22 protein-coding genes and 1 pseudogene are annotated in these 25,927 nt (G+C 63.4%); 4 read left to right on the forward strand and 19 right to left on the reverse strand.

Going from position 1 to position 25,927, the window contains the following annotated elements; translation table 11 throughout:
* Nucleotides 1–57: 57 nt before the first annotated feature.
* From V1283_RS35040 to V1283_RS35055, 4 genes are all read right to left on the reverse strand, one after another.
* Nucleotides 58–1,425, reverse strand: a complete 1,368-nt coding sequence (locus V1283_RS35040; protein WP_334385573.1) for an IS5 family transposase — start codon at nt 1,423–1,425, stop codon at nt 58–60.
* Between the two features lie 272 nt (nt 1,426–1,697).
* The gene (locus V1283_RS35045) at nt 1,698–2,705 is read right to left on the reverse strand and encodes an Hsp33 family molecular chaperone (RefSeq protein ID WP_334391160.1); all 1,008 of its coding nucleotides are present in this window, start codon (nt 2,703–2,705) and stop codon (nt 1,698–1,700) included.
* Nucleotides 2,706–2,920: 215 nt separating this feature from the next.
* Entirely contained in the window at nt 2,921–3,847 is a 927-nt protein-coding gene (gene argF / locus V1283_RS35050; protein WP_334391162.1) for an ornithine carbamoyltransferase, read from the reverse strand.
* A complete protein-coding gene (locus tag V1283_RS35055; protein ID WP_334391163.1) occupies nt 3,847–5,055 on the reverse strand; it encodes an aspartate aminotransferase family protein in 1,209 nt (402 codons plus the stop codon). The genes argF and V1283_RS35055 overlap by 1 nt, the downstream gene beginning before the upstream one ends.
* A 505-nt stretch (nt 5,056–5,560) precedes the next feature.
* On the opposite strand from V1283_RS35055, the gene V1283_RS35060 reads away from it, so the two are divergent.
* Nucleotides 5,561–6,070: a GcrA family cell cycle regulator gene (locus V1283_RS35060; RefSeq protein WP_334391164.1), complete on the forward strand. Its 510-nt coding sequence runs from the start codon at nt 5,561–5,563 to the stop codon at nt 6,068–6,070.
* 260 nt (nt 6,071–6,330) lie between these two features.
* On the opposite strand, the gene phoB is transcribed toward V1283_RS35060, so the two are convergent.
* The 10 genes from phoB to V1283_RS35110 form a co-directional block, all read right to left on the reverse strand.
* On the reverse strand, nt 6,331–7,035 hold the full coding sequence (phoB, locus tag V1283_RS35065) for a phosphate regulon transcriptional regulator PhoB (protein ID WP_334391165.1): 705 nt from the start codon (nt 7,033–7,035) through the stop codon (nt 6,331–6,333).
* Between the two features lie 110 nt (nt 7,036–7,145).
* Nucleotides 7,146–7,862, reverse strand: coding sequence for a phosphate signaling complex protein PhoU (phoU, locus tag V1283_RS35070; protein WP_334391166.1), 717 nt, complete (start codon nt 7,860–7,862; stop codon nt 7,146–7,148).
* 108 nt (nt 7,863–7,970) lie between these two features.
* Nucleotides 7,971–8,792 (reverse strand): phosphate ABC transporter ATP-binding protein PstB, encoded by an 822-nt coding sequence (gene pstB / locus V1283_RS35075; protein WP_334391167.1) that lies wholly within the window; start codon nt 8,790–8,792, stop codon nt 7,971–7,973.
* A complete protein-coding gene (gene pstA / locus V1283_RS35080; protein WP_334391168.1) occupies nt 8,789–9,634 on the reverse strand; it encodes a phosphate ABC transporter permease PstA in 846 nt (281 codons plus the stop codon). The genes pstB and pstA overlap by 4 nt, the downstream gene beginning before the upstream one ends.
* Before the next feature lie 4 nt (nt 9,635–9,638).
* On the reverse strand, nt 9,639–10,628 hold the full coding sequence (gene pstC / locus V1283_RS35085) for a phosphate ABC transporter permease subunit PstC (protein WP_334393289.1): 990 nt from the start codon (nt 10,626–10,628) through the stop codon (nt 9,639–9,641).
* A 191-nt stretch (nt 10,629–10,819) separates the two neighbouring features.
* Entirely contained in the window at nt 10,820–11,830 is a 1,011-nt protein-coding gene (gene pstS, locus V1283_RS35090) for a phosphate ABC transporter substrate-binding protein PstS (protein WP_334391169.1), read from the reverse strand.
* A 142-nt stretch (nt 11,831–11,972) separates the two neighbouring features.
* Nucleotides 11,973–13,274 carry an ATP-binding protein gene (locus V1283_RS35095; RefSeq protein ID WP_334391170.1) on the reverse strand — a complete coding sequence of 434 codons (1,302 nt, stop codon included), beginning with the start codon at nt 13,272–13,274 and terminating at the stop codon, nt 11,973–11,975.
* A gap of 44 nt (nt 13,275–13,318) precedes the next feature.
* Nucleotides 13,319–14,380 carry a lysylphosphatidylglycerol synthase domain-containing protein gene (locus V1283_RS35100; RefSeq protein ID WP_334391171.1) on the reverse strand — a complete coding sequence of 354 codons (1,062 nt, stop codon included), beginning with the start codon at nt 14,378–14,380 and terminating at the stop codon, nt 13,319–13,321.
* A 279-nt stretch (nt 14,381–14,659) separates the two neighbouring features.
* Entirely contained in the window at nt 14,660–14,956 is a 297-nt protein-coding gene (locus V1283_RS35105; protein WP_334391172.1) for a hypothetical protein, read from the reverse strand.
* Between the two features lie 2 nt (nt 14,957–14,958).
* Entirely contained in the window at nt 14,959–16,353 is a 1,395-nt protein-coding gene (locus V1283_RS35110) for an OmpA family protein (RefSeq protein WP_334391173.1), read from the reverse strand.
* Nucleotides 16,354–16,521: 168 nt separating this feature from the next.
* Here V1283_RS35110 and V1283_RS35115 point away from each other — a divergent pair, with 168 nt between their 5' ends.
* Together V1283_RS35115 and V1283_RS35120 are read left to right on the forward strand one after the other, a co-directional pair.
* Nucleotides 16,522–17,580, forward strand: coding sequence for a polysaccharide deacetylase family protein (locus V1283_RS35115; RefSeq protein WP_334391174.1), 1,059 nt, complete (start codon nt 16,522–16,524; stop codon nt 17,578–17,580).
* A gap of 204 nt (nt 17,581–17,784) precedes the next feature.
* Entirely contained in the window at nt 17,785–18,585 is an 801-nt protein-coding gene (locus V1283_RS35120) for an SDR family oxidoreductase (RefSeq protein WP_334391175.1), read from the forward strand.
* Between the two features lie 172 nt (nt 18,586–18,757).
* Here V1283_RS35120 and boxB read toward each other — a convergent pair whose 3' ends face one another.
* From boxB to V1283_RS35145, 5 genes are all read right to left on the reverse strand, one after another.
* Entirely contained in the window at nt 18,758–20,194 is a 1,437-nt protein-coding gene (boxB, locus tag V1283_RS35125) for a benzoyl-CoA 2,3-epoxidase subunit BoxB (RefSeq protein WP_334393290.1), read from the reverse strand.
* Nucleotides 20,195–20,355: 161 nt separating this feature from the next.
* A complete protein-coding gene (gene boxC, locus V1283_RS35130) occupies nt 20,356–22,044 on the reverse strand; it encodes a 2,3-epoxybenzoyl-CoA dihydrolase (protein ID WP_334391176.1) in 1,689 nt (562 codons plus the stop codon).
* A gap of 125 nt (nt 22,045–22,169) precedes the next feature.
* The gene (locus tag V1283_RS35135) at nt 22,170–22,373 is read right to left on the reverse strand and encodes a hypothetical protein (protein ID WP_334391177.1); all 204 of its coding nucleotides are present in this window, start codon (nt 22,371–22,373) and stop codon (nt 22,170–22,172) included.
* Nucleotides 22,374–22,409: 36 nt separating this feature from the next.
* The gene (locus V1283_RS35140; RefSeq protein ID WP_334391178.1) at nt 22,410–23,228 is read right to left on the reverse strand and encodes an alpha/beta fold hydrolase; all 819 of its coding nucleotides are present in this window, start codon (nt 23,226–23,228) and stop codon (nt 22,410–22,412) included.
* A gap of 103 nt (nt 23,229–23,331) precedes the next feature.
* Nucleotides 23,332–24,864 carry a benzoate-CoA ligase family protein gene (locus tag V1283_RS35145; protein ID WP_334391179.1) on the reverse strand — a complete coding sequence of 511 codons (1,533 nt, stop codon included), beginning with the start codon at nt 24,862–24,864 and terminating at the stop codon, nt 23,332–23,334.
* 69 nt (nt 24,865–24,933) lie between these two features.
* Here V1283_RS35145 and V1283_RS35150 point away from each other — a divergent pair.
* Nucleotides 24,934–25,902 (forward strand): annotated as a pseudogene (locus tag V1283_RS35150) (helix-turn-helix transcriptional regulator); the annotation flags it as partial.
* Nucleotides 25,903–25,927 lie beyond the last annotated feature (25 nt).

The following is a 25,927-nucleotide window of genomic DNA, read 5'->3' on the forward strand; positions in this document are numbered from 1 at the left end:
CCCACCATCTTTCAACAAATTCGTCCTGAATGGTGGGCACGCTCCGCTTTTCCCACCCTAGTCGGCCGTGAAGAATCCTGGATTTTCAGGCTGGATTGACCCGGGGAAGGTGGCGATGATTTGCCACAACAAGAGCCTGAGCCAGCAGATCAGGCGGCGGAAGTTATAGCCGACGGCGGCGAGGACGGCGTTGATGGCGTCGCCTTCACGATGCCAGAGGTAGTTGCGGCCCATGCGGTGCTCGGATTTGAGGTGGCCGATGACCGGCTCGACGGCGGAACGCCGTCGCAGCTGGCGCTTGATCTGTGGCGTCACCCGCCGCTTCTGTCCTGAGATGAACACCCTGAACTTGTAATCGGGCGGAGCGTTGTGGCCGCGATAGCCCTTGTCGAGGAGCGCGCGCTCGATGGTGTTGCCGATCAGCGCCTCCATCTCGGGGATGACGGTTGCAAGTGTGTGGCCGTCATAGGGGTTGCCGGGCAGCGCCTTCACATGGCTCACGAACTGCCCGCCCTTGGCGTGCGCCAGCGTAGTGGCGACCGAGACCTTGACGCCGAACTCGTAAGGCCGGTGCGCCTTGCCCTTGCCGATGCATTCCACCTCCGGCGCGTGCAGCGAGTAGAGCTTCGGGCCACGCTGGCGCTGCTTCTGCTCGAGCACTTGTCGCGCCCGCGCCAGCATGCGCTCCAACACGACCCCCCCGAGCAAGTCGGCGTTGCCGCCGAGTTTGCGGCCTATGTCGCGGATGATGCGGCCGAGATAGATTTTGAGCTTCTTCAAGGCTCTGTTGGCGCGCTTGAACTGCTTGGCGTGGGCATAACGCTGGTGCTTGATCAGCGCGAACTTGCCCACCCTGGCATAGGACTGGCGCAGCTTGACACCATATCGCTTCGCCAGCCGGACCAGGATCTCGCGGGCGCGGTTCAGCAGCCTGGCATCGGTCGGGAACATCACGTTCTTGGGCTGCACCGTCGTATCAATGATGACCCGATTAAGATCGGCCGGTTTGATCGCCTCGGTCTTGCTGGCCACCGCAAGGCTCTCCTGCAGCAAGGCCTGCAACTTCTCCTCGCCCATCCGCTGTCGCCAGCGCGTCAGCGAAGAGCGATCGAACACCAACCGGTGCTGGAAGAACTCCTCGCCGCAGAAGAACTGGTAATAGGGGTTCTCCACCCAGCGCTCGCACAACACCTCATCAGAGAGGTCGTAGGTGTGCTTGAGGATCGCGAGTCCCGCCATCAGGCGGGTCGGCAATGGCGGCCGGCCCGGCTTGTCCTCATAGACCGCCCCGAACCGCTGCTCCAGGAACGACCAGTCGATCGTCTGTGCCAGCTTCACCAGCGGGTGGCCCATGTCGATGATCGCGTCCAGCCGCGAGCGCAGAAGATCGGCTTGTCCCGTCTCTCGTCGTTCCCTTGGTCGCATCGCTCCCTCCGATGCGATGACGGAATCACGGCTCGCGATTCGACGGAATCCTCAAAAATGAAATTGCAAGCTTTTGGGCAGTCAAAGCCCCAAAGCTTGCAATCTCAAAGCCAATCTCGCCCGGAAAATCGATTCTTGATCAACCGCTTGGATGGTTCTTCACGGACGACACCCTACGAAACCCAGTCGCCATTCGCGAGGTGCGTTCCCTCTCCCCTTGCGGGGGAGGGAGCGCATCGAGCGCGCAGCGACAGCGTGCACAATAGGTCGCCCTACTCCTCCACGCCCGCTTCCTGCGGCGTGAACTGGTAGACCGAGGAGCAGAACTCGCAGGTCACGACCACCTTGCCGTCCTTCACCATCTCCGCGCGGTCTTTTGCAGCAAAACTTTTCAGCATCGACGACACCGCCTCGCGCGAGCAGGAGCATTGCGCGCGCAACGGCAGCGGCGTGAACACGCGCACGCCGCGTTCGTGAAACAGCCGGTACAGCAGGCGCTCGCCCGACAGATCAGGATCGATCAGCTCGACATCCTCGACAGTGCCGATCAGCGACTGGCCCTCGACCCAGGCATCATCCTCGGCAACCGAATGCGTCACCGCACCGTCAGGCGCATCGCCCGGATGCAGGTCGGCCTGCCGCGCCCGTTCCGGCGCCTTCGGCAGGAATTGCAGCAGCATGCCGCCGGCGCGCCAGCGGTGCTTCGGACCGCTGCCATCACCGCCGCGCCATTCCTCGCCGACCGCGAGCCGCACGCGGGTCGGGATCTGCTCGGAGCGCAGGAAATATTCATGCGCCGCGTCCTCCAGGCTGCCGCCGTCGAGCGCCACCAGACCCTGATAGCGGCTCATGTCCTGTCCCTGGTCGATGGTCATCGCGAGATGACCCTTGCCGAGCAGTTGGCCTGAATCCTGGCCGTCCTTCAGCCGCCTCACGTCATAGCGCGCATAGGCGCGCAGGCGGTCGGGTGCCTGAAAATCCACGATCAGAAACGACACCGGACCGTCGGTCTGCGTCTGCATGATGAAGCGGCCCTCGAATTTCAGGGCGGAGCCGAGCAACGTCGCCAGCACGATCGCCTCGCCGAGCAGCTTGCCGACAGCGGGCGGATAATCGTGCTTGGTCAGGATGTCGTCGAGCGCGGGGCCGAGCCGGGTCAGCCGTCCGCGCAGGTCGAGCTCGGCGACCTCGAACGGCAGCACCGCGTCATCGACGGGAATGGACGAGGGCGCGCGAACGGGCGCCTCGGTCGTGATTTTGATTTCTGATTGTGAATCCATGGCGCTTTATCTGGGGTCGGAGAGGGCAAAGTGAAAGGGGGTTGAGAGGCGTGAAATATCTCCACGAGTCGTCCCTGCCTAGTGCGCAATTGCGCACAAGGCGCAGGGACCCATAACCACAGGGCGTTGTGAGTTAGGCAAGGCGTCAGCCACTGCCTTCAATCATTAGGGCCGCGGCGTATGGGTCCCTGCGTTCGCAGGGACGACGGAGAAGGCTACGCCACTTCGTTAAAACACCAGGCCAGAATGCCTTTTTGCGCGTGCAGGCGGTTTTCGGCCTCGTCGAACACCACCGATTGCGGGCCGTCGATCACTTCATCCGTGACCTCCTCGCCGCGATGCGCGGGCAGGCAGTGCATGAAGATCGCGTCCGGCTTGGCCAGCGACATCAGCTTCGCATTGACCTGATAGGGCTTGAGCACGTTGTGGCGATGTTCGCCGTCCTTGTCGCCCATCGACACCCACGTATCGGTGACGACGCAATCGGCGCCGCGAACGGCGGCTTCGGGATCATTGCCGAGCACGATGGGCGCCTGGGTCGCCTTGATCCAGTCCTTCATCGCCTTGTTCGGCGCGAGCTGCGGCGGGGTCGCGACATTGAGCTGGAACTTGAAACGCTCCGCCGCATGCGCCCATGACGCCAGCACGTTGTTGTCGTCGCCGGTCCAGGCCACGGTCTTGCCCTCGATCGGCCCGCGATGCTCCTCAAAGGTCATCAGATCGGCCATCACCTGGCAGGGATGCGAGCGCCGCGTCAGCCCGTTGATCACGGGCACGGTCGCGTGCGCGGCCAATTCCAGCAGCGCGTCGTGATTGAGGATGCGGATCATGATCGCATCGACATAGCGCGACAGCACGCGCGCGGTGTCGGCGATGGTCTCGCCGCGGCCGAGCTGCATCTCCGCGCCGGTCAGCATGATCGCCTCGCCGCCGAGCTGGCGCATGCCGACGTCGAACGACACCCGCGTGCGGGTCGACGGACGTTCGAAGATCATCGCCAGCGTCTTGCCTTCGAGCGGCTTGTTGCCCTTGTCATGTGCCTTGAGCTTCGCCTTCATGTCGGCGCTCAGCGCCAGCATGTTGCGCAACTCCATTGGCGGCAGTTCGCTGATGTCTAGAAAGTGACGGACGGATTTGCTCATCATCCCGCCGCCTTCTTCAACTGATTACCCGACAGTGCGGCGCAGGCGCGCTCCAGCATCTGAACGGACTCGTCGATCTCGGCCTCGGTCACGATCAGCGGCGCCAGGAACCGCACCACATTGTCGCCGGCGCCGACGGTGAGCAATTTCTCGCCGCGCAACGCGTTGACGAGATCGCCCGACGGCACCACGGCCTTGACGCCGACCAAAAGCCCCTCGCCGCGCACTTCCGAGAGCACGGCGGGATAACGATCGACCACGGAGGCCAGTTTCTGTTTGAGCAGCAGCGACATCTTCTGCACATGGTCGAAGAAGCCGGGCTTTAGCATCACGTCGAGCACGGCATTGGCCGCCGCGATCGCCAGCGGATTGCCGCCGAAGGTCGAGCCGTGCGAGCCGGGCATCATGCCGCTTGCCGCTTCCGCGGTCGCCAGCACCGCGCCGATCGGAAAGCCGCCGCCGAGCGCTTTGGCCAGCGACATCACATCAGGGGTCACGCCGACGCGCTTGTAGGCAAAGAGATCGCCGGTGCGGCCCATGCCGGTCTGCACCTCGTCGAACGCCAGCAGCAGGCCGTGCTCGTCGCAGAGCTGGCGCAGCGCCTTGAAGAAAGATTGCGGCGCGGAGCGCACGCCGCCCTCGCCCTGCACCGGCTCGATCAGGATGCCCGCGGTGTGCGGACCGATCGCCTTTTTCACTGCTTCGAGATCGCCGTGCGGCACCTGGTCAAAACCGTCCATCGGCGGGCCAAAACCTTCGAGATATTTGGCGGAGCCGGTGGCGGCGAGCGTGCCGAGGGTGCGGCCGTGGAAGGCGCCCTCGAAGGTGATGATGCGATAGCGTTCGGGATGGCCCTTGGAGAATTGATAGCGGCGCACGACCTTGATCACGCCTTCCATCGCTTCCGCGCCGGAATTGCAGAAGAACACGAGGTCGGCAAAGCTCTGCCCGCACAGCCGCGCGGCAAGCTTCTCGCCGTCCGGACTCTTGAACAGGTTCGACATGTGCCAGAGTTTTGTCGCCTGCTCCTGCAGCGCCGCGATCAGGTGCGGATGGCAGTGACCCAGCGCATTCACCGCAACACCCGAGGTGAAGTCGAGATAGCGATCGCCATTGGTGGCGGTCAGCCAACAGCCCTCGCCGCGCTCGAAGCCGAGATCGACCCTGGCAAAGACGGGGAGCAGATGCGACGTGGCGCTATGGGTCATGGCAATCACTGAAGGTTTGAGACCTGGTTTCAAGACCTGCCGCGGAGCACACGCGTGCATGGGCGCGAACGCGGCAACGGCCGGTCTTGCGAAAACGAAACGTGCCGCCTCTTAAGGGCGGCACGTAAGAGGTATTCTATGTGGGCGGGGAGCGCTGTCAACATGCCACGAGGCCGCCTTTCATGCACTGCAAGGCAGGAAATCCGTAGGATTGCGGTGTGGTGGAAAACACGCAGTGCAATGCCTAGATGTCCGGAACATGTGGACGCGCGGGCCCGGACTCTTGCGCCAGAGTCACGCCATATTGTAGCGTCTGGGTTGTCGGGTACGACATCTCGTGCGGCAGTTCTGATCCCTAGAGTCCATTTTGTGTAAGCGTACACGTTCGGGCGCGATTTTTGCGCCCGGCGAGGGCTAAGGGATTCTGACCGCAGGGATTTTTGAGACGAATGACATCGCCAGCGCTGCCCTGGGTTGGCCGGCGCGACGCGAAGGGAAGAATACGATGACGGTATTGACCTGGTCCGACGATCGCGTCGAGCAGCTGAAGAAGCTCTGGGAAGCCGGATTATCGGCCAGCCAGATCGCCGCGGAACTCGGAAATGTGACGCGAAACGCAGTGATCGGCAAAGTGCACCGGCTGGGCCTGTCCGGCCGCGCCAAGAGCCCCTCCTCGGCAGCCCCACGGCAGCGCAAGGCACGCCCGGCGCAACAGATGATGCGGGTCTCACGCCCGGTCTCGCGCGGCAACACCGCGCTGGCGCACGCCTTCGAGGTCGAGATGGAGCCTGATCCGATCGCCTTCGATAACGTGGTGCCGATGAGCCAGCGGCTGTCGCTGCTCGAACTGAACGAAGCCACCTGCCACTGGCCGGTCGGTGATCCCTCGAGCCCGGAATTCTTCTTCTGCGGCGGCAAGGCGCTTTCGGGCCTGCCTTATTGCGCGCATCACTCGCGCGTCGCGTATCAGCCGGCAGCCGACCGGCGGAGGCATCAGCCGAAGCCGACGCGGTAAGAGGCGGTTATCGTAGCCCGGATGGAGCGAAGCGAAATCCGGGACTATGTCGCTATGGGTTAGATTCCCGGGTTGCGCTTCGCTTCACCCGGACTACGAACTCAACGTTGTCGTCCCTGCGAAAGCGGGGACCCATAACCACCGGCGTTCGTGGTTATGTCACGCTGGAGCTCCAGCTCTCTTCAACAAATTACATCGGTGGTTATGGGTCTCCGCGTTCGCGGGGACGACGATGCAATGTGCGGACAACGATAGAGCTATTACGACTCCACCTTCGCGAACCGATCATCCAGCGCATATCCCGCGCCGCGCACGGTGCGGATCGGGTCCTGCTCGCGGCCCGGGTTGAGCAATTTGCGCAGGCGGCCGATGTGGACGTCGACGGTGCGCTCGTCGATATAGATGTCGCGGCCCCAGACGCTGTCGAGCAATTGCTCGCGGCTGAAGACGCGGCCGGGATGCTCCAGGAAAAATTCCAGCAAGCGATACTCGGTCGGGCCGAGATCGATCTGGCGGCCGGAACGCGCGACGCGTCTTTTCTCACGATCCAGTTCGATGTCGCCATAGGTGAGCACGGTGGCGAGCCGCTCGGGGCTTGCCCGCCGCAGCAGTCCCTTCACCCGCGCCAGCAGCTCCGGCACCGAGAACGGCTTGACGATGTAATCGTCGGCGCCGGTCGCCAGGCCCCGCACCCGCTCGCTCTCCTCGCCGCGCGCCGTCAGCATGATGATCGGCAACTGCTTGGTCTCCGGCCGCGCCCGCAGGCGGCGGCACAGCTCGATGCCCGACAGCCCGGGCAGCATCCAGTCGAGCACGACGAGATCGGGAATGCGTTCCTTCAACCGCGTATCGGCGTCATCGCCACGGGCGACGGTTTCGACATCATAGCCTTCGGCGTCGAGGTTGTAGCGCAACAGCGTGGTCAGCGCTTCCTCGTCCTCGACCACCATAATGCGCGCGCTCATTCTGCTATCGCCTCTTCTGTTTGACGCGTTTTCACGCAGATAAGTCTACGCAATCTGCGTAAACTTGATTGCTATGCGAACCGGTCTCCACTTCGCTTGAAAACGCTGTGTCAAGTGTTCGGTACGGTCGTGGCAAAATTCGTCATGTCGCCCTTCGGGCGCTTGTCGAGCATCTGCTGTCCCTCGATCATGTAGAACACGGTTTCAGCGATGTTGGTGGCATGGTCGCCGATCCGCTCGATGTTCTTGGCACAGAACATCAAATGGATGCAGAACGAGATGTTGCGCGGGTCTTCCATCATGTAGGTGAGCAGTTCGCGGAACAGCGAGGTGCAGATGGCGTCGACTTCCTCGTCGCCCTTCCAGACCGCCATCGCCGCCGGCAGGTCGTGCGCCGCATAGGCGTCCAGCACCGACTTGACCTGCGACAGCACCAGGTCGGTCATGTGTTCAAGGCCGCGCATCAGCTTCAAGGGCTGGAAATCGTTCTCCAGCGCCGCGACGCGCTTGCCCATATTCTTGGCGAGGTCGCCGATCCGCTCCAGATCGGTGGCCACCCGCATCGCGCCGACGATCTCGCGCAGATCGATCGCCATCGGCTGGCGGCGCGCGATGGTCAGCACCGCGCGCTCCTCGATCAGATGCTGCAGACGGTCGATCTCGACGTCGGTGGCGACGACACGCTTGCCGAGCGCGACGTCGCGACGGACCAGCGCGTCGACGGATTCGGTGATCATCCGCTCGACCATGCCGCCCATCTCGGCAACCAGGCGAGTCAGTTCCTGAAGGTCGCTGTCGAATGCCTTGGCGGTGTGTTCAGAAGCCATGTGCTATCTCCTCAAATCAGGATCCGGTTTGAACCGGATCATGATTTTATTTCGCTGTTTGAGCATGATCTCTTCGGAAAACCGGTTTCCACTTTTCCGGATCATGCTCTAGCCGAACCGACCGGTGATGTAGTCCTGGGTGCGTCGATCGCTCGGCGAGGTAAAAATCTTGTTGGTATCGTCGAACTCGATCAGCTCACCGAGATACATGAAGGCGGTCTTGTCCGAGACGCGCGCCGCCTGCTGCATGTTATGGGTGACGATGGCGATGGTGTAATCCTCCGCCAGTTCCTGGATCAGCTCCTCGATCTTGGCGGTCGAGATCGGGTCCAGCGCGGAACAAGGCTCGTCGAACAGGATCACCTCGGGCCGCACCGCGACCGTGCGCGCGATGCAGAGCCGCTGCTGCTGGCCGCCGGACAGCGACAGGCCGCTTGCATTCAGCTTGTCCTTGACCTCGTTCCACAGCGCGCCGCCGCGCAGCGCCTTCTCGACCCGGCCATCCATCTCCGACTTGGAGATCTTCTCATAGAGGCGGATGCCGAAGGCGATGTTTTCGTAGATCGTCATCGGAAACGGCGTCGGCTTCTGGAACACCATGCCGACGCGGGCCCGCAGCAAATTGAGATCGAGCTTGGAATCGAGGATGTTGGTCTGGTCGAGCATCAACTGGCCGGTCGCCTTCTGGCCGGGGTAGAGGTCGTACATCCGGTTGAAGATCCGCAGCAGCGTGGACTTGCCGCAGCCGGACGGGCCGATGAAGGCGGTGACGCGGTTGGTGCCGAGCGTCAGGTTGATGTTCTTCAGCGCATGGTGCTCGCCATAGTAAAAGTTCAGGCCGCGGGCGGTGACCTTGGGCGCGGCCTCGGGCAGCGCCACCTGCGGAACGGGCCCGGTCGCGTTACTCACGGATACGGAGAGATCGGTCATTTGGATGTCCTCTCGGCGCCAAGAATGCGCGCGCCAATGTTCAAGGCCAATACGGTGAGCGTGATCAGCAGGGCTCCGCTCCAGGCGAGCTGCTTCCAGTAGACATAGGGGCTCTGCACGAAGTTGTTGATGGTGACCGGCAGGTTCGCCATCGTCTTGGTCAGGTTCAGGCTGAAGAACTGGTTCGACAGCGCGGTGAACAAGAGCGGCGCGGTCTCGCCGGCGACGCGGGCGGTCGCGAGCAGCACGCCGGTGATCAGGCCCGACCGCGCGGCGCGATAGGCGATCCGCCGGATCACCAGCGAACGCGGCAGGCCGAGCGCGGAGGCCGCCTCGCGCAGCGGATTGGGCACCAGTCCCAGCATGTCCTCGGTGGTGCGAACCACCACGGGGATCACGATCACGGCGAGCGCCAGGCAGCCGGCGAAGGCCGAGAAGCCGCCCATCGGCACCACGATGGCGCCGTAGATGAACAGGCCGATGATGATCGACGGCGCGCTCAGCAGGATGTCGTTGATGAAGCGGATCACCGAGGTGAGCTTGTCGTGCTTGCCGTATTCGGCGAGATACGTGCCGGCGAACAGGCCGAGCGGCGCGCCGATGCCGACGCCGATCACGGTCATCATGATCGAGCCGATGATGGCGTTGCGCAGGCCGCCATCGGTCGAGCCCGGCGGCGGCGTATCCTGGGTGAAGACGGCCAGGTTGAGCCCGGAGAGGCCGTTGTAAAACAGCGTGAACAGGATCAGCGCCAGCCAGGTCACGCCGAACAAAGCGGCGCCCAGGCAGAGGAACTTGATGATGATGTTGTTGCGGCGGCGGGCTACGTAAATCGGGTTCATGATCTCAGTTCCCCGCCTTCTTTTCCAGCCGCATCAGCATCAGCCTCGCGGCGGCGAGAACGAAGAACGTCAGCACGAACAGCAGCAAGCCGAGCAGGATCAGGCCCGACTGGTGCAAGCCGTCGCTCTCGGCGAATTCAGAGGCGATCGCCGCCGAGATCGTGGTGCCCGGCGCGAAGATCGAGGACTGGATCTTGAACGAGTTGCCGATGATGAAGGTCACCGCCATGGTCTCGCCGAGCGCGCGGCCGAGTGCCAGCATGATGCCGCCGATCACGCCGACACGCGTGTAGGGAATGACGACGTTGCGGACGACTTCCCAGGTGGTGCAGCCGACGCCATAGGCCGCCTCCTTCAGCACTGGCGGCACCGTCTTGAAGACGTCGACCGAGATCGCAGTGATGAACGGCAGCACCATGATCGCCAAAATCAATGACGCGTTGAACAGGCTGAGATAGGACGGGGGACCAGCGAAGATCGCGCCAAGCACCGGGACGCCGTCAAACAGGCTGATCATGAACGGCTGGAACGTGTTGGCCAGGAACGGGCCGAGCACGAAGAAGCCCCACATGCCGTAGATGATCGAGGGGATGCCGGCGAGCAGCTCGACGGCAAGTCCGATCGGGCGGCGCAGCCAGATCGGGCAGATTTCGGTGAGGAACACCGCGATGCCGAGGCCGACGGGAATGGCGATCATCATCGCGATCACGGAGGTGATCAGCGTGCCGTAGATCGGGCCGAGCGCACCCAGCACCGGCGGATCGGCCGACGGCGCCCAGCGCTGCGTCCACAGGAAGGCCACGCCGTATTCACGCATCGCGGGAAGAGCGCCGACGATCAGCGAAAGGATGATGCCGCCGAGGATGAGGAGAACCGAGATCGCGCAGGCGCGCGTGATCCAATAGAAGGTGACGTCGCCGAGCTTGAACGCGCTGAGAGCCCTTGCGCGATCATAGGGTCCGGCAGCGTCCATTGCGTCGCTTTCGACCGTCATCTCTGCCACGCTGATCCCCTGTACTTATAGCAAGTCCGAAAAAATGTCGCTTCTGCTCTGAGCGATTCTGTTGACGATTTACCCCGCGTCATTCCGGGATGGTCCGGAGGACCAGACCCGGAATCTCGAGATTCCGGGTTCGCTCGTTTCACTCGCGCCCCGGAATGACCGGGCGCGCGAAGCCCGCCCGATCAGCTCTTGATCTCAGCCGTCCAGGTCTTTTCGATCAGCTTGACGACCGATTCCGGCATCGGGATGTAGTCGAGCTCTTCGGCCATCTTGGCGCCCTTCTCGAACGACCATTTGAAGAACTTGATGGCTTCCTGGGACGCCGCCTTGTCGGTCGCATCCTTGTGCATCAGGATGAAGGTCGCCGCCGTGATCGGCCACGAGGCTTCGCCGGGCTGGTCGGTGAGGATCACGTAATAGCCGGGGGCCTTGGCCCAGTCGGCGTTGGAGGCGGCCGCCTGGAACGCTTCGATGGTCGGCTGCACGGTCTTGCCGGCCTTGTTGATCATCGCCGCATAGGTCAGCTTGTTCTGCTTGGCGTAGGCGTATTCGACGTAACCGATCGCGTTCTTGGTCTGGCCGACATTGCCGGCAACGCCTTCATTGCCCTTGGCGCCGACGCCGGTCGGCCATTCGACCGCGGTGCCGGAACCGGCCTTGGCTTTCCATTCGGCGTTCGACTTTGACAGATAGTCGGTGAAGTTGAAGGTGGTGCCCGAACCGTCGGAGCGGCGGACCACGGTGATCGCGTCGGCCGGCAGCTTCAGCTTCGGATTGAGCTTTGCAATCGCGGCATCGTCCCACTTCTTGATCTTGCCGAGATAGATATCGCCGAGCACTTCGCCCGACAGCACCAGCTCGCCCGGCTTGATGCCTTCGAGGTTCACGACCGGCACGATCGCGCCCATCACCATCGGCCACTGCACCAGGCCGTCCTTCTCCAGCGTCTCATGCTTGAGCGGCGCGTCGGTGGCACCGAAGGTCACGGTCTTGGCCTGGATCTGCTTGATGCCGGCGCCTGAGCCGATCGACTGGTAGTTCAGGCCGTTGCCGGTCTCCTTCTTGTAGGCGTCGGCCCACTTCGAATAGATCGGGAAGGGGAAGGTGGCGCCCGCGCCGGTGATATCGGCAGCGAAGGCCGACGCCGAAGCGGCGACCAGGCCGGCAGCGACGATTGTCCTGAGGAAATTCATGGTTGGTCTCCATCTGGTGAGCGAAGCGCCTGTTGCGCCCGATCGCGCTCACCTGTCGCTCATCTAGGAGCGGTCGATAGAGCTTTTACGAAGGTTCGATGACAGTTGGATGACACAATCAAGCGACTGAAATTGCTTGTGTTTATGCCGATGGCGGGGTTTTGGCCTGGGGAAAACAGGCGGTAAAGACGGCACCGTTTTTCGGCACGCTTTCGATCAAAAGCCGGCCGCGATGGCGGTTAAGAATATGTTTCACCAAGGATAAACCGAGCCCGGTTCCACCTTGCGCGCGGCTGTCGCCGACATCGACCCGGTAGAAGCGTTCGGTCAGCCGAGGCAGGTGTTCCGGTGCGATGCCGGGGCCGAAATCCCGGACCATGATACGGACTTCCGGCGCGCCCTCGCCGGAAGTGGCCTGCGTCAGGGAGACGATCACCCGCCCGCCGGACGCGCCATATTTGAGCGCGTTCTCGATCAGGTTTTCGAACAGCCGCAGCAGTTCCTCGCGATCGCCCGCGATCGTCACCGGCACGGTCGGCAGATCAATCTCGATTTCGACCTGGCGTTCGCGGGCCAGCGGCTCCAGCCCGTCGGCGACCTGGCGAATGATCGGCACGATGTCGACCGAGGCGTCGGGCCGGACATGGGCCGACAATTCAACCCGCGACAAGGACAGCAAATCGTCGATCAGCCGCGCCATCCGCGTCGCCTGCGTATGCATGATGCCAAGAAAGCGTTCGCGTGCCTTGGCGTCCTCCTTGGCCGGACCCTGCAGCGTATCGATGAAGCCGGACAACGCCGCGAGCGGCGTCCGCAGCTCGTGGCTGGCATTGGCGACGAAATCGGCGCGCATTTCCTCGACCCGCCGCAGCGGCGTCTGGTCGTGGAAGGTCATCAGCATGCATTTCTCGGTGCCGCCGAACAGCGTCGGCACCGGTACCGGCGTGACGATCAGTTCCATCCAGCGATCGACCGGCACCTGGTCCAGATAGCTCGCCCGGCGCGGTTCGCTGGTCGCGATGGCCTCGCGCAACGCGGTGATGATCTCCGGCGAGCGCAGCGCAAACTGGGCGAGCTCGTTCTTGCGCAAAGCGGGCGCAAGCTGGGCGGCCGCCGCGTTGAGATGCAGGACGCGGCCGGCGCGGTCGAGCAGCACGGCCGGATCCGGCATGCCGGCAACGACGGCGCTGACGGCGGCCGACTCGACCGGACTGACGGCACGGACATCGTCACGCGAGGCCGCCACATGATGCAGCCGCCACGGCACCAGCGCTGCGGCAGCGATACAGATGAAAACGGCCATCGCGCGCGCCAGCGAGAGATCGGCCAACACCACGAGGGCGCAAAGCGCGAGGCCGGCGGCGAGCAAGATGATGGCCGAATGCCGCAACCGGTCCGGCCACGGCGCAAAGAAGGAGGAAGAGCTGGAATCGTCGATCGCCATGGCGCGCGCTTTCTTCCTCTAATCGCGAAGCCCCCGCCGCGTCATCAGGTGCCGGTGTCGCCATGCTTGCGCACATAGACGGCGGCCTCATGCCTCGTCGGCTCGGCGTCGGCGCCGGGCGTCAATTGGCGCAGCCGCTTTGATCGCGCGCCGAGAATAATCTCCCGAAGCGTCAGCAAGATTACAGATATGACAAAAGGACCAATATAGTAGAGGACGCGGAACAGCAGCATGCCGGCGAGCAGTTCCTCCCGGTCCATCTGCCAGAGCCCGACCAGCATGGCGGCATCGAAAACGCCAAGCCCGCCCGGCGAGTGGCTGGCAAACCCCAGCAGCGTGGCCGAGACGAAGATGACAGCGACGACGACAAAACCCAGATTGGGCTCGTCCGGCACCAGCACATACATCGCCAGCGCGCAGAAGCCGAGATCGACGATGCCGATGGCGATCTGCAGCAGCGTCAGCGGCCCGCCCGGCAGCGTGACCGTCCACGGCCCGCGGCCGACGCTGCGCGGCTGAGCCCAGACCCAGGCGACATAGCCGACCAGTCCGAGAAGGATGCCGAACGCCGCCACGCGGTTGAACCAGACCGGCAGCTGATCGATCGAGGCGGCGGCTTCCGGGTGATAGGCGATGCCAAGTCCCAGCACCGCGGCATTGCCGAGCCAGAAGGTCAGCCCGGCGAGGAAACAGATCTTGGCGACATCGATCGCGTTCAGCCCCCAGGCCGAATAGATCCGGTAGCGCACCGCGCCGCCGGTGAAGACGCTGGCGCCGACATTGTGGCCGATGGAATAGGAGGTGAAGGCGGCAAGCGCGTTGACGCGGTAGGGAATGTGGCCCTGGCCGATCGCGCGAACCGCGAACCAGTCATAGAACGTCAGCGTGAAATAGCCCGCCGCCACGAACAGGGCCGCCAGCGCGATCTGGCGCGGCTCGGTGCCCTTGATGGCGTCGATCACCTCATCGGTGTCGATGCCGCGAAGCATGTGATAGAGCACGTAGCACGCAACGGCGATCACCGTGATGCTGATCAAGACCCCGAGCTTGTGCAGGACCTGCTTCTGGCGCAGAAACGAGATCGCCCTGCGTATTGCTTCCAGCATCTACACCTCGAAATTGCGCTTATGCGACGACGGCAATGGCGTGAACCCCGCCGGCGCTACGCTGCTCCCTTGCCCCTCTGGTAGCGCGTTTTGAGCCGGAGTGGAATTCGCCTGACGACAAATAAAACACGCTTCTTCAACATATTAGGCGCAGTTGATGACGACGACAGCACAGTTTTGCAGCATTCCCGCCGCTCCAAGGCAGTTCCGGACCGTAGAACGGTCTGGTCAATAACCCGTGACAAGGATGGCGGTAAAGCTATCCGGCCCATGCTGCGGTCAGGCCGACGGCGCGCTGCGCGAGACCACCCAGTCGCGCAACCACGATCCGACCGCACAGCCACAAAGATAAAGCGCGAACATGATCAGCCCGAGGTCGAGCCAGTAGCCGAAGCGGCCAGGCACGACGCGTGCGAGGGCTGCGCCGATCAGCGCCGCGACCAGGGCCGAAAGCGCCCAGCGCAGCTTCCCCGCGACGCCTTCGCCGTGCTGAACCACGGATATCCAGCCCATGGCGAAGCCGAGCAGCGCCGATGCCAGCAACCAGCCCCAGAAGAATGTGGTCAGATAGGCCATGCTCACTTCACCACGAAATCGATGCGGCGGTTCTGCGCCTTGCCCTGGTCGGTATCGTTACCCGCGATCGGCTGCGTCGGGCCATAGCCGACCGCGCTGAACCGGTCGGCCGGCAATCCCGCCTTGACCAGATAGTCGGCGACGGCCTGGGCACGCTTCTCGGACAGCGCCTGGTTGGCCGCCTCGTCGCCGTCGGTATCGGTATGGCCTGCGATCTCGATATTGGCGGTCGGACAGCGCAGCGCGGTTTCGATCAGGCGGTCGAGCAGGCCGGCGGAATCCGCGACAATGTCGGCCTTGCCGGATTCAAAGCGGATCCGGGCCTTGCCGAGCAGTTCGGCGAATAATTGCTGGCAGACGGTGGCGTCCACCGGCGCCGCAGCCGGCTTGACCGAGATTTCCGGCTTGAACTGCCAGCCCTGCGGGAAGTCCTTGCCGAGGCCGGCGCGGATCTGGGCGGCGGCGTTTTCATAAAGCGCATCACCCGACAGCTTGACCTGCCGGTCGGAGACGACGAGCGTGCCGGTCGACAGCCGCGACAGCGCGCCGAGGGCGGGCACCACCGCGTTGGCAAAGCCTGCGGGCGCGCCGACGCTCTCCTTGAGATTGTCGACGACCTTTTCGCTGAAGAATTTGCGTCCCGCCGCCGCCACCAGCGCGGCGTGGACATTGTTGTCCGGCGCGTTGCCGGTCAGCGTCAGCGTCACCGCGACCGGATCCTTGTAGGCCTGGAAGATGTAAGGCGGCGCCTTGACCTCGTTGACCGCGACCGAAAAGCCCTCGGGCAGATTTTTCAGCGCGGCGGCGATGGCTTCGCGGCCGCCGAGTTCGCGCGCCATGCCGGACAGGCTGACCTGAGTGTCCGACAGCGTGATCTTGCCGTCCTTCAGCTTGCCGACCTGGTCGAGCAGCAGCAGCGCGGCATTGTCGAAACGCGGCGGCGCCCCGCGCGACAGATTCATCCGGTCGACCACTTCGACGCCACCGAGGCCGGCGCGGGCCGCTTCCATCAGCCGGCCCCTGCTCGCCGGCAGGGGCGAACTGCCCGACAGCGTCACCCGAAGGACGTCGCGTTCCGCCGACCAGACAAACGGCTTGGCTTCGGGAACGAGCCGGGTTTCGTCGTTAACCAGCCGCACGCCCGGCACCGCTTCCACCGAAGTCACCGCGCTCTGCCGGCCGTCTTCCGAGAATGCGTCCGCCGCGAGGGTCACGTCGCGGCCTGCAACCGAGATCCGCCGTTTATCGAGGACGGTGTCCTTGAGGGCTGCGGCCGAACGCTGCGCCAGGTCGGCTTCCAGCGGTTCGGTGCTCGTCCAGGCCGCGATAGCCCAAAAGATGACCAAAGGAATGACGCCCAGCCACCATTTGCCACTCCACCTGAAAAGTCCGTGCATTCGAGTTCCCGCCGGGGTCCGGAACGGAGAGAAAACAAACCCTTGCGAGGCTGTCAAACCCGAAATGTCGCAGGCCCCGAAGGGCTCTGAAATAGGTCCGGCTAACTGTTTCTTCAGCGGTCTTTCGCTAATTTCTGCCGGCAAATAACCGGGCAGCCCTGCATCTCGATGAAACTGCTTCGCAACACCGTCATTCGCGCCGGACTGGAAGCGCTGTACTTCTCCGGGGCGCATTACCTGCTGCGACCAATCTTCGCAGGTGTCGGCATCATTTTCATGCTGCACCATGTCCGCCCGCGGCGCGACGGCGCGTTTCAGCCCAATCACCATCTCGAGGTCGAGCCGGAGTTCCTGCGGGCGATGCTGGCGCATCTTCGCGCGCTCGACGTCGATATCGTCACCATGGACGAGGTGCATCAGCGGCTCCAGGCGCGTAATTTCGCCCGACGCTTCGCCTGCTTCACCCTTGATGACGGCTATCGCGACAATCGCGACTACGCCCTGCCGGTGATGCGTGAATATGACGCGCCCCTCACCGTCTACGTGACGAGCGATTTCGCCGAAGGCACTGGCCGGTTGTGGTGGGTCGCGCTCGAGAGGGCGATCGCCAAGGCGTCCACGATCGAAGTCCCGATCGGCGGCACAGCCACCCGCCTCGACACCTCGACGCCGGCGGCCAAGCAGGACGCCTTCGACCGCATGCACGACTGGCTGCGCGCACTGCCGACCGAACACGACTTGCAGCGCGAAATCTCCGCGCTATGCAGGCGACATGACGTGGACGAGACTCCGATCGCCCGCGAGCTCTGCATGTCCTGGGAGGAATTGAAGGCATTCGCTGATGATCCGCTGGTGACGATCGGCGCGCATACGATCACCCATTGCAATCTGGCGCGGCAGAGCGAGGAGACCGCTTCGTTCGAACTGGCCACCAGCCGCGCGCGGATCGAAGCGGCGCTGCAGCGACCGGTGCTTCATCTCGCCTATCCCTATGGCGACCGGATCGCGGCGGGCCGGCGCGAATTCGCCCTGGCGAAAGCCGCCGGATTCAAGACCGCGGTCACGACGCGGCCGGGCATGATTTTTCCGGAAAGCGCCGAGCACTTGACGGCGCTGCAGCGGGTTTCGCTCAACGGCAATTACCAGGATGCGCGCATCCTCCCGGTCCTGACCTCCGGCGCCGCCACCGCCATGTGGAACGGCTTTAGGCGTATCGACGCGGCGTAGGGTTAGCGCAGTGGAGCCGTCGTCCCTGCGAACGCAGGGACCCATACGCCGCAGCTCATCCGTTGGGCGATGGAGTAGTCACCTGCCAAAACAACTAAAGCCGGTGGTTATGTGTCCCTGCGTTCGCAGGGACGACGAAAACAAGCTTCCTTGACTCGAACCCCTCCTCCGCCCAAAACCAGCGGCAAAGCAATGGAGGAACGCATGTTCAAGGATCTGTTCTCGCTTCAGGGCCGCGTCGCGCTGGTGACGGGCGGCTCGCGCGGCATCGGCAAGATGATCGCGGCCGGGTTTCTCGCGCAGGGCGCGGCGAAGGTATACATCACCGCGCGCAAGGCCGGGCCCTGCGAAGCAACCGCGAAGGAACTCTCCGCCGCCTATGACGGCGAATGCATCGCGCTGCCGATCGACATCTCGACCGTCGAAGGCTGCGACAAGCTCGCGGCTGAGATCATCAGGCTGGAGCCGAAGCTCGACGTCCTCGTCAACAATGCGGGCGCTGCCTGGGGCGCGGAGTTCGACGAATTCCCGGAAAGCGGCTGGGACAAGGTGATGGACCTCAATGTCAAGTCGCTGTTCTTCCTGACCAAGGCGCTGGCAAAACCGCTGCGTGCGGCGGCCTCGCATGAACGGCCGGCCAAGGTCATCAACATCGCATCCGTCGACGGCATCTTCGTCAACCCCAGCGAGACCTATTCCTACGCCGCGAGCAAGGCCGCCGTGATTCATCTGACGCGGCGCATGGCGACGAAACTGGTCAAGGACAATATCAACGTCACCGCGATCGCGCCGGGCGCATTCAAGTCGGACATGAACCGCGCCGCGCGCGACCACTCGGACGAAGTCGCAAAACGCATTCCGGCGCAGCGTATCGGCACCGACGAGGATATGGCGGGGGTAGCGATCTATCTCGCCTCGCGCGCGGGCGATTACGTGGTCGGCAACACCATCGCCGTCGATGGCGGCGTGGTCTACGCGAATGCGGGGCTTGAGATCGCGGGGTAGGTCTACGCACGATACTATCGGTCGTCATACCCCGCGAATGCGGGGTATCCAGTACGCCGCGGCCCCTGATTGGTTGGTCGCGGCGTTTCTGCAATTGACGCCGGCGATTACTGGATCACCCGCTTTCGCGGGTGACGACAGCTTGCGGTGAAGGCGCGAGTTTCGCCTTGCCTCACGTCTCGATTTTCACGTACTCGAAATCGCCGGGCTTGTTGTCGATGCCGACCTTCGGCGGCGAGATCCAGTTGGCGTAGACGCCGGTTTCGGTCACCGGCTTCATCAGCGAGGCGATGAAGTCGCCGTCCTGCGTCGAAGGCAACCATTCGCTCTTGCGTTGGTTCCAGGTGGCGTCGTCGATCAGGAGGCCTTCCGGTGTGGCGTTGATGTCCTTGAACTCGCCGATGTGGCGGTGGAACGCGACATTCGGCAGCGTCAGCTTGTACTGATAGCCGGCGAGCGAAATGATCTTGTTCCAGCGCAGCATGCCCTTGACGCAATCCTGCGTGTAGTCGTCGCGCAGCCGCATGTTGAGCGCGGTCAGCGCCGGCTCGTCGACGCGCTTGATCACGCCGTCGACCAGCTTGAGCACCGGATAGGTGGCGTTCTTGAGCTGATGGTCGTCGTCGATCTGGGTTTCCTTGTAGCGGCCCTTGATGCCGGCATTGAAGGCATTCGCCGCGTTGGTCGAGACTTCCGAACCGAACAGATCAAGCGACAGCGAGTAATGCAGGTGCAGCTTCTTCTGGATGGTCGGCAGGTCGATGACGCCGAGCGCGCGGACCTTGGCAACATCCGTGGGGTCGGTGATGCCGGCTTCCTTCATCGCCTCGCACGTGCGCTGCACGACGCGGCTGATGCCGGTCTCGCCGACGAACATGTGATGCGCCTCTTCGGTCAGCATGAAGCGGCAGGTGCGCGACAGCGGATCGAAGCCGGACTGCGCCAGCGAATGCAGCTGCATCTTGCCGTCGCGGTCGGTGAAGTAGGTGAACATGAAGAACGACAGCCAGTCCGGCGTCGCCTCGTTGAAGGCGCCGAGCATGCGTGGGCTATCCGCATCACCGGAGCGGCGGCGCAACAAATCATCCGCCTCCTCGCGGCCGTCGCGGCCGAAATATTTCTGCAAGAGATAGACCATCGCCCAGAGATGACGGCCTTCCTCGACATTGACCTGGAACAAATTGCGCAGGTCGTAGAGCGAGGGCGCGGTCTTGCCGAGATGGCGCTGCTGCTCGACGGAAGCGGGCTCGGTGTCGCCCTGGATCACGATCAGGCGGCGCAACGTGGCACGGTGTTCGCCGGGGACTTCCTGCCAAGCCGGCTTGCCGTAATTTTCGCCGAACGGAATGACGCGGTTCTCTTCCTGCGGCGCCAGCAAAATGCCCCAGCGATATTCCGGCATCTTGACGTAGTCGAACTTGGCCCAGCCGCGCGGATCGACCGAATAGGCGGTGCGCAGATACACCAGCGACTGCTGGAAACCTTCCGGCCCCATGTCGCCCCACCAGTCCATATAACCGGGATGCCAGCCCTCCAGCGCTTTCAGCACCTGGCGGTCTTCGCTGAGATTGACGTTGTTTGGAATTTTGGTGCTGTAGTCGACATTCATGAAATTCATGGCGTGCACTCCTTGGATTCGTTCTGGCGTCTTGCTCGACCGTCATCCTGAGCAGCGGCGGCTCGCCGCGTCTCGAAGGATGCTGGCCGGGCTCAAATCATCCTTCGAGGCTCGCTTGCGCTCGCACCTCAGGATGACGGCGGAAATTCGGGCTAAACCCGCGTCATATCGAATTGCGCCTTCTGGCCGGTGCCGTAGCGGCGCAGCGCGCCGTCTTCGCCGACCGCGTTGGGGCGCTGGAAGATCCAGTTCTGCCACGCCGTGAGGCGCGAGAAGATTTTCGATTCCATGGTCTCTGGCCCAACGAAGCGCAAATTGGCTTCCATGCCGGTGAGGCCGTCGGGCGAGAAGGAGGTGCGTTCCTCCAGGAACACCCGCACCTCGTCGTCCCAGTCGATATCGTCGAGCGCGAAGGTGACGAGGCCGAGTTCTTCGGCCTCCTCCGCATCGAGCGACGTGCCGATGGTGGCTTCCGCGCGCTCCAGATCGGACGGATCGGCCTGGAAACGCGATTGCAGCCGGGTCAGGCCGTGGCTCATCGGATAGGGGCCGAAATTCATGGCGGTGAGCTGGATCGCGGGAGGCGCGCGGTTGTCGCCCTGGCGCGAGCCGATCAGCATGTAGGAGCGGTCGGCGGCGAACACGAGTTCGGCGAGCGTGCCGGCGAAGCAGGAGCCGGGCTCGACCAGCGTCACCAGCGTGCGCGAGGTGACGTCGATGCGCTTCAACACCCGCTTCCAGTAATGCCTGATCTCGTTGACCAGCCAGTGCGCCTTGTTGGCTTCGAGGAAAGCATCGCAGGCCACCACATTGGCGGCATCGCCATGCGACTTGAACAGCAGCATCGCGATTTCGAGTTCGTTGATGCGCAAGTGAAGGATCGCATCATCGAGTTCGCGCGCGACCTGCAGCGGCCAGAACGACGCGCCCTGCGCGATCAGACCATCGATATCGGCCGGCGGGGCGGCCTCCGGCGCCTTGATCGAGATGGTCGCGATCCGTTGCGCGCGGTCGATGTCGACATTGACAAAACCGTAGCGGATGCCGCTGTCGTCGATGGTGCGGTTGAGCGGCGCAAGCGTGATGCCCTTGCCGGTGCCGTTGCGCTTCGAGGCGGCGGCAAATTCCTTTGCGCGGTCGGCGACTTTGCCTTCCAGCTTGCTGTTGGGCACGATCTCGTCGACCAGCCGCCAGGCGACGGCGCGCTTGCCCTTGATGCCTTCCTCGATGGTGCAGAAGAAGTCGGCATGGTCGCGGCGCACCTTGCGCTTGTCGACGACGCGCGTCAGGCCGCCGGTGCCCGGCAGCACCGCGAGCAGCGGCACTTCCGGCAACGACACAGCGGCAGCGCCGTCATCGGCCAGCATGATGTGATCGGTCGCCAGTGCCAGTTCATAGCCGCCGCCGGCCGCGGTGCCGTTGACGACGGTGATGAAGCGCTGGCCGGAATTCTCCGATGAATCTTCCAGGCCGTTACGGGTCTCGTTGGTGAATTTGCAGAAATTGACCTTGTGGGCGTGGGTGGCGCCCGCCAGCATGCGGATATTGGCGCCGGCGCAGAACACGCGGTTCTTACCCGAACGCATCACCACCGCCTTCACTTCGGGATGCTCGAAGCGCAGCCGCTGCACGGCGTCGGCGAGTTCGATGTCGACGCCAAGATCGTAGGAGTTCAGCTTGAGCTGATAGCCCTCGAACAGGCCCGCATTCTCGTCGACGTCCATGGTGAGCGTCGCGACGTCGCCTTCGACGCCCAGCTTCCAGTGCCGGTAGCGCGACGGATCGGTTTGAAAATCGATGTATTTCGCTCCCCCCGCAAGGACGCGATCTTCGCCGGCCATGAAGCCACCCTCTGTCGTTTTCTCAAGCTTGGTCGTTTTCCCAAGCTTTGCCTGGTTCGTTAGATGCACAATAATGCATGTTTTTTAACAAGTCTAGGCTAAAACGTCGGAACATGCATTTTGTTTCATGTTCCGATGGCAGTGGCGAATGCCATCCCATCGGCCTTTCCGAGCTGCGGCTGGGCCAATTTGGCCTTGATGACCGCCGCCAGCGCCCCGACCGGAAAGCTGTCGGCAAACCCGTCGCCGCCGACACCGCGCCCGCCGAGCGCCTCGAACTCACCGATCGCTTCGCCGAACAGGCGTGACGCGACATGCGGCTTCTGCATGCTCAGCCGGGACGCCGCCCCAAAAAAAGAAAAGCGTTACGCGGCCCGTCCCTGCGAGCTGTCATTGACGTGCAACACCGCGTTTGCGAATTCCGAAATCGCATCGAGCGTCGGCCCAGGTGCTTCGCGATGCGGCTGATGTCCCGCGCCCGGGATCACAGTCACATCGACCGGACAGTAGCACTCTTCCTGTGCGATCTCGACCTGGCGCATGGTTCCATACTGGTCGTCCTCACCCTGCAGGATCGCCACCGGTACGCGGATGTAGGCGAGGTATTCGGAAATATCCCAGTTGCGGAATTTCGGATCGAGCCAGGCGTCATTCCAGCCATGGAAGGCGTTGTCGACATCCTTGTGCCAGCGCGCCAGCTTCTCCTTCAGGTTCGTGGTCGCGTAGGCGTCGCGGATCTGCGCAATCGAGGCCACCCCAATATCCTCGACGATGAAATGCGGGGCGATCAACGCGAGGCCCTGCACGCGGTGGTCCTGATGGGAGCCCGCATAGATCGCCGCGATCGAGGCGCCGTCGGAATGTCCGAGCAGGAGGCCGCGGCGAAAGCCGATCTTGTCGAGCAGTTTCGGCAATACATCAAGCGCCTCGACATGCATGTAGTCGAGCGGCCGCGGCAGTTTCACCGGCGTCGAATTGCCGTAACCCGCGCGCGAATAGACGAACACGCCGACGCCGGTCGCGGCCTGAAGTTTTTCGGGAAAGTCGCCCCACAGTCCGGCCGATCCGAGGCCTTCATGCAGCATCACAATGGTCGGCGCGCTCTCGGGCGACGGGCCGATCATGCGGTATTCGAGATGCGAAGCACCGACGGTCAGGAAGCCCGAGGGGGTAAGGGTGGTCATTTCGATCATCTCACTCCGTCATTCCGGACAGATCGCGAAGCGAGCTGATCCGGAATCTCGAGATTCCGGGTTCGCGCTATCGCACGCCCCGGAATGACGACGACTATTGGTCCCGCAACTTGAACCGTTGAATCTTCCCCGTCGCGGTCATCGGCAATGATTCCACGACGTCGATCCAGCGCGGATATTTCCACGGGCCGATCTTCTGCTTGACATGCTCCTTCAGCGATTCAAACAGACCGTCGGTGTTGCAATCCGGGCGCAACACCACAAAGGCCTTCGGTTTCAACAACCCATCGGAATCGGCTTCCGGCACGACGGCGGCCTGCAGCACCGCGGGGTGGGCGATCAACGCGCTCTCGACCTCGAACGGCGAGACCCAGATGCCGGAGACCTTGAACATGTCGTCGGCACGGCCGCAGAAAGTGTAGCGGCCGTCGGCGTCGCGGGTGTATTTGTCGCCGGTGTAGGTCCAGTGGCCCTGGAACGTCTGCCGGGTTTTGCTGCGCTGATTCCAGTAGCCTTCGGCCGCCGAGGGGGCTTCGACCAGGAGCTCGCCGACCTCGCCGTCCGGCACTTCTTCGCCCGCTTCGTTCACGAGCCGCACCTTGTAGCCAGGCACCGGACGGCCGGAGCAGCCGTACTTGATGTCGCCGGGCGCGTTCGACAGGAAGATGTGCAACAGCTCCGTCGAGCCGACGCCGTCGAGGATATCGACACCGAAGCGTGCCTTCCAGGCATTGCCGACCGATTCCGGCAAGGCTTCGCCCGCGGAGGTACAGACGCGCAGCCGCGTGCCGGCACGCTCGTGCTTCGCCGCCTCGTCATTCAACATGGAGGCGAACAGCGTCGGCGCGCCAAAGAAGATGGTGGGGTTGTACTTGTTCAAGAGGTCGTACATCCGGGCCGGTGTCGGCCGCTCCGCATTCAGCACCGTGCTGGCGCCAACCGACATCGGGAAGGTCAAGGCGTTGCCGAGCCCGTAGGCGAAAAACAGTTTGGCCGCGGAGAGGCAGACGTCGCTCTCCTTGATGCCGAGCACTTGCTTGCCATAGGTCTCGGCAGTCGCCTGCAGATTGGAGTGCAGGTGCCGCACGCCCTTGGGCATGCCGGTGGAGCCGGAGGAATAGAGCCAGAATGCCGGCTCTTCGGCGTGGGTCGGCACGGTCGCGAAGGAATCGGCTTCCTTTGCAAGCTCATCGGAAAGTTTCTTGTGGCCGAACGCATCATTGCCGGACACCACGACATGTTCGAGGTCCGGCATGCGTCCGACAATGTCCTTCACGACGGGAAACAGCGCCTCGGATACGAACAGCACGCGCGCACGGCTGTCGGCCAGCACATAAGCGTATTGATCCGAGGTCAAAAGCGTGTTGAGCGGCACCGGCACGATGCCGGCGCGGATCGCGCCGAGGAACACGGGAGGGAAATCCACGGTGTCGAGCATGATCATTGCGACCCGCTCTTCGCGGCGGACGCCGAGCCGGCGCAGCATGTTGGCTGCACGGCAGCTCTGCTTCTGCAGGTCGCCATAGGTGAGCTCGGAGACGGTATCGGTGAAGGCGAGCTTGGCCCCCCGGCCCTCGTCGATATTGCGATCGAGCAGCCAGGTCACCGCATTGTACGAACCGGACATGCCGCCCACGCGCTTCTCCCCAGTTTTAAGAATTATAATTCATACAAAGACACCAGCAGCGCTTGCTGTCAATCCTCATCGGCACTATGTTTCCGAAAACCGTCCCACACAGGCAAAGCCGAACGAGGCAAATTGACCGAGGCCAGCGACCCCGAAACCGGCTTTCTCGAGCAGCTTGGCCAGCGTGTGCGCACCATGCGCGCCCTTCGCGGCATGTCGCGCAAGGTGCTCGCCAAGGTGTCGGGCATTTCCGAGCGCTATATCGCGCAGCTTGAGAGCGGCAAAGGCAATGTCTCGATCGTGCTGCTGCGGCGCGTGTCGAACGCGATGGGCGCGCATCTGGAAGACCTCATTCCCGCAACCGAACCGGCGCCCGACTGGGCCGTTATCCGCGATCTGTTGCGCAAGGCGACGCCCGCCCAGATCGCGCAGGCCAAGGACGCGCTCGCCGGCAGCGGCCCTTCGGCGCAGCGGCGGATCTCGTTCTCCGGCATCGCCCTGATCGGCCTGCGCGGCGCCGGCAAATCCACGCTCGGCAGAATGCTGGCAAAACAGATCGGCTGGAGTTTTGTCGAGCTCAACAAGCAAGTCGAGACAGAGAACGGGCTGTCGGTTGCCGAGATCATCGCGCTCTACGGCCAGGAAGGCTTTCGCCGCATGGAGCAGGCGGCGCTGCGGCAATTGCTGGCGCGGAAAGAGCTGATGGTGCTGGCGACCGGCGGCGGCATCGTCTCCGAACCGTTGACGTTCGACCTGATCCTGTCGTCGTTCTACACCATCTGGCTCAAGGCCGAGCCGGAAGAGCACATGGCCCGCGTCCGCCGCCAGGGCGACCTGCGCCCGATGGCCGACGACCGCTCGGCGATGGCGGAGTTGCGCAACATTTTGGTCAGCCGCGAACCGCTTTATGCCCGCGCGTCGGCCGTGGTCGACACCGCCGGGCTTTCGGTCGATGCCGCCGCCGCGCGGCTCAGCGATGCGGTGGCGCCGGTGCTGCACGACAAGCACGCGTTCGGGCTGCGCAGCGCGGCGTCCTGACGCGAACGGCCGAGCCCGTTGATCT

The organism is Bradyrhizobium sp. AZCC 2262, assembly GCF_036924535.1.
Taxonomy (GTDB): domain Bacteria; phylum Pseudomonadota; class Alphaproteobacteria; order Rhizobiales; family Xanthobacteraceae; genus Bradyrhizobium.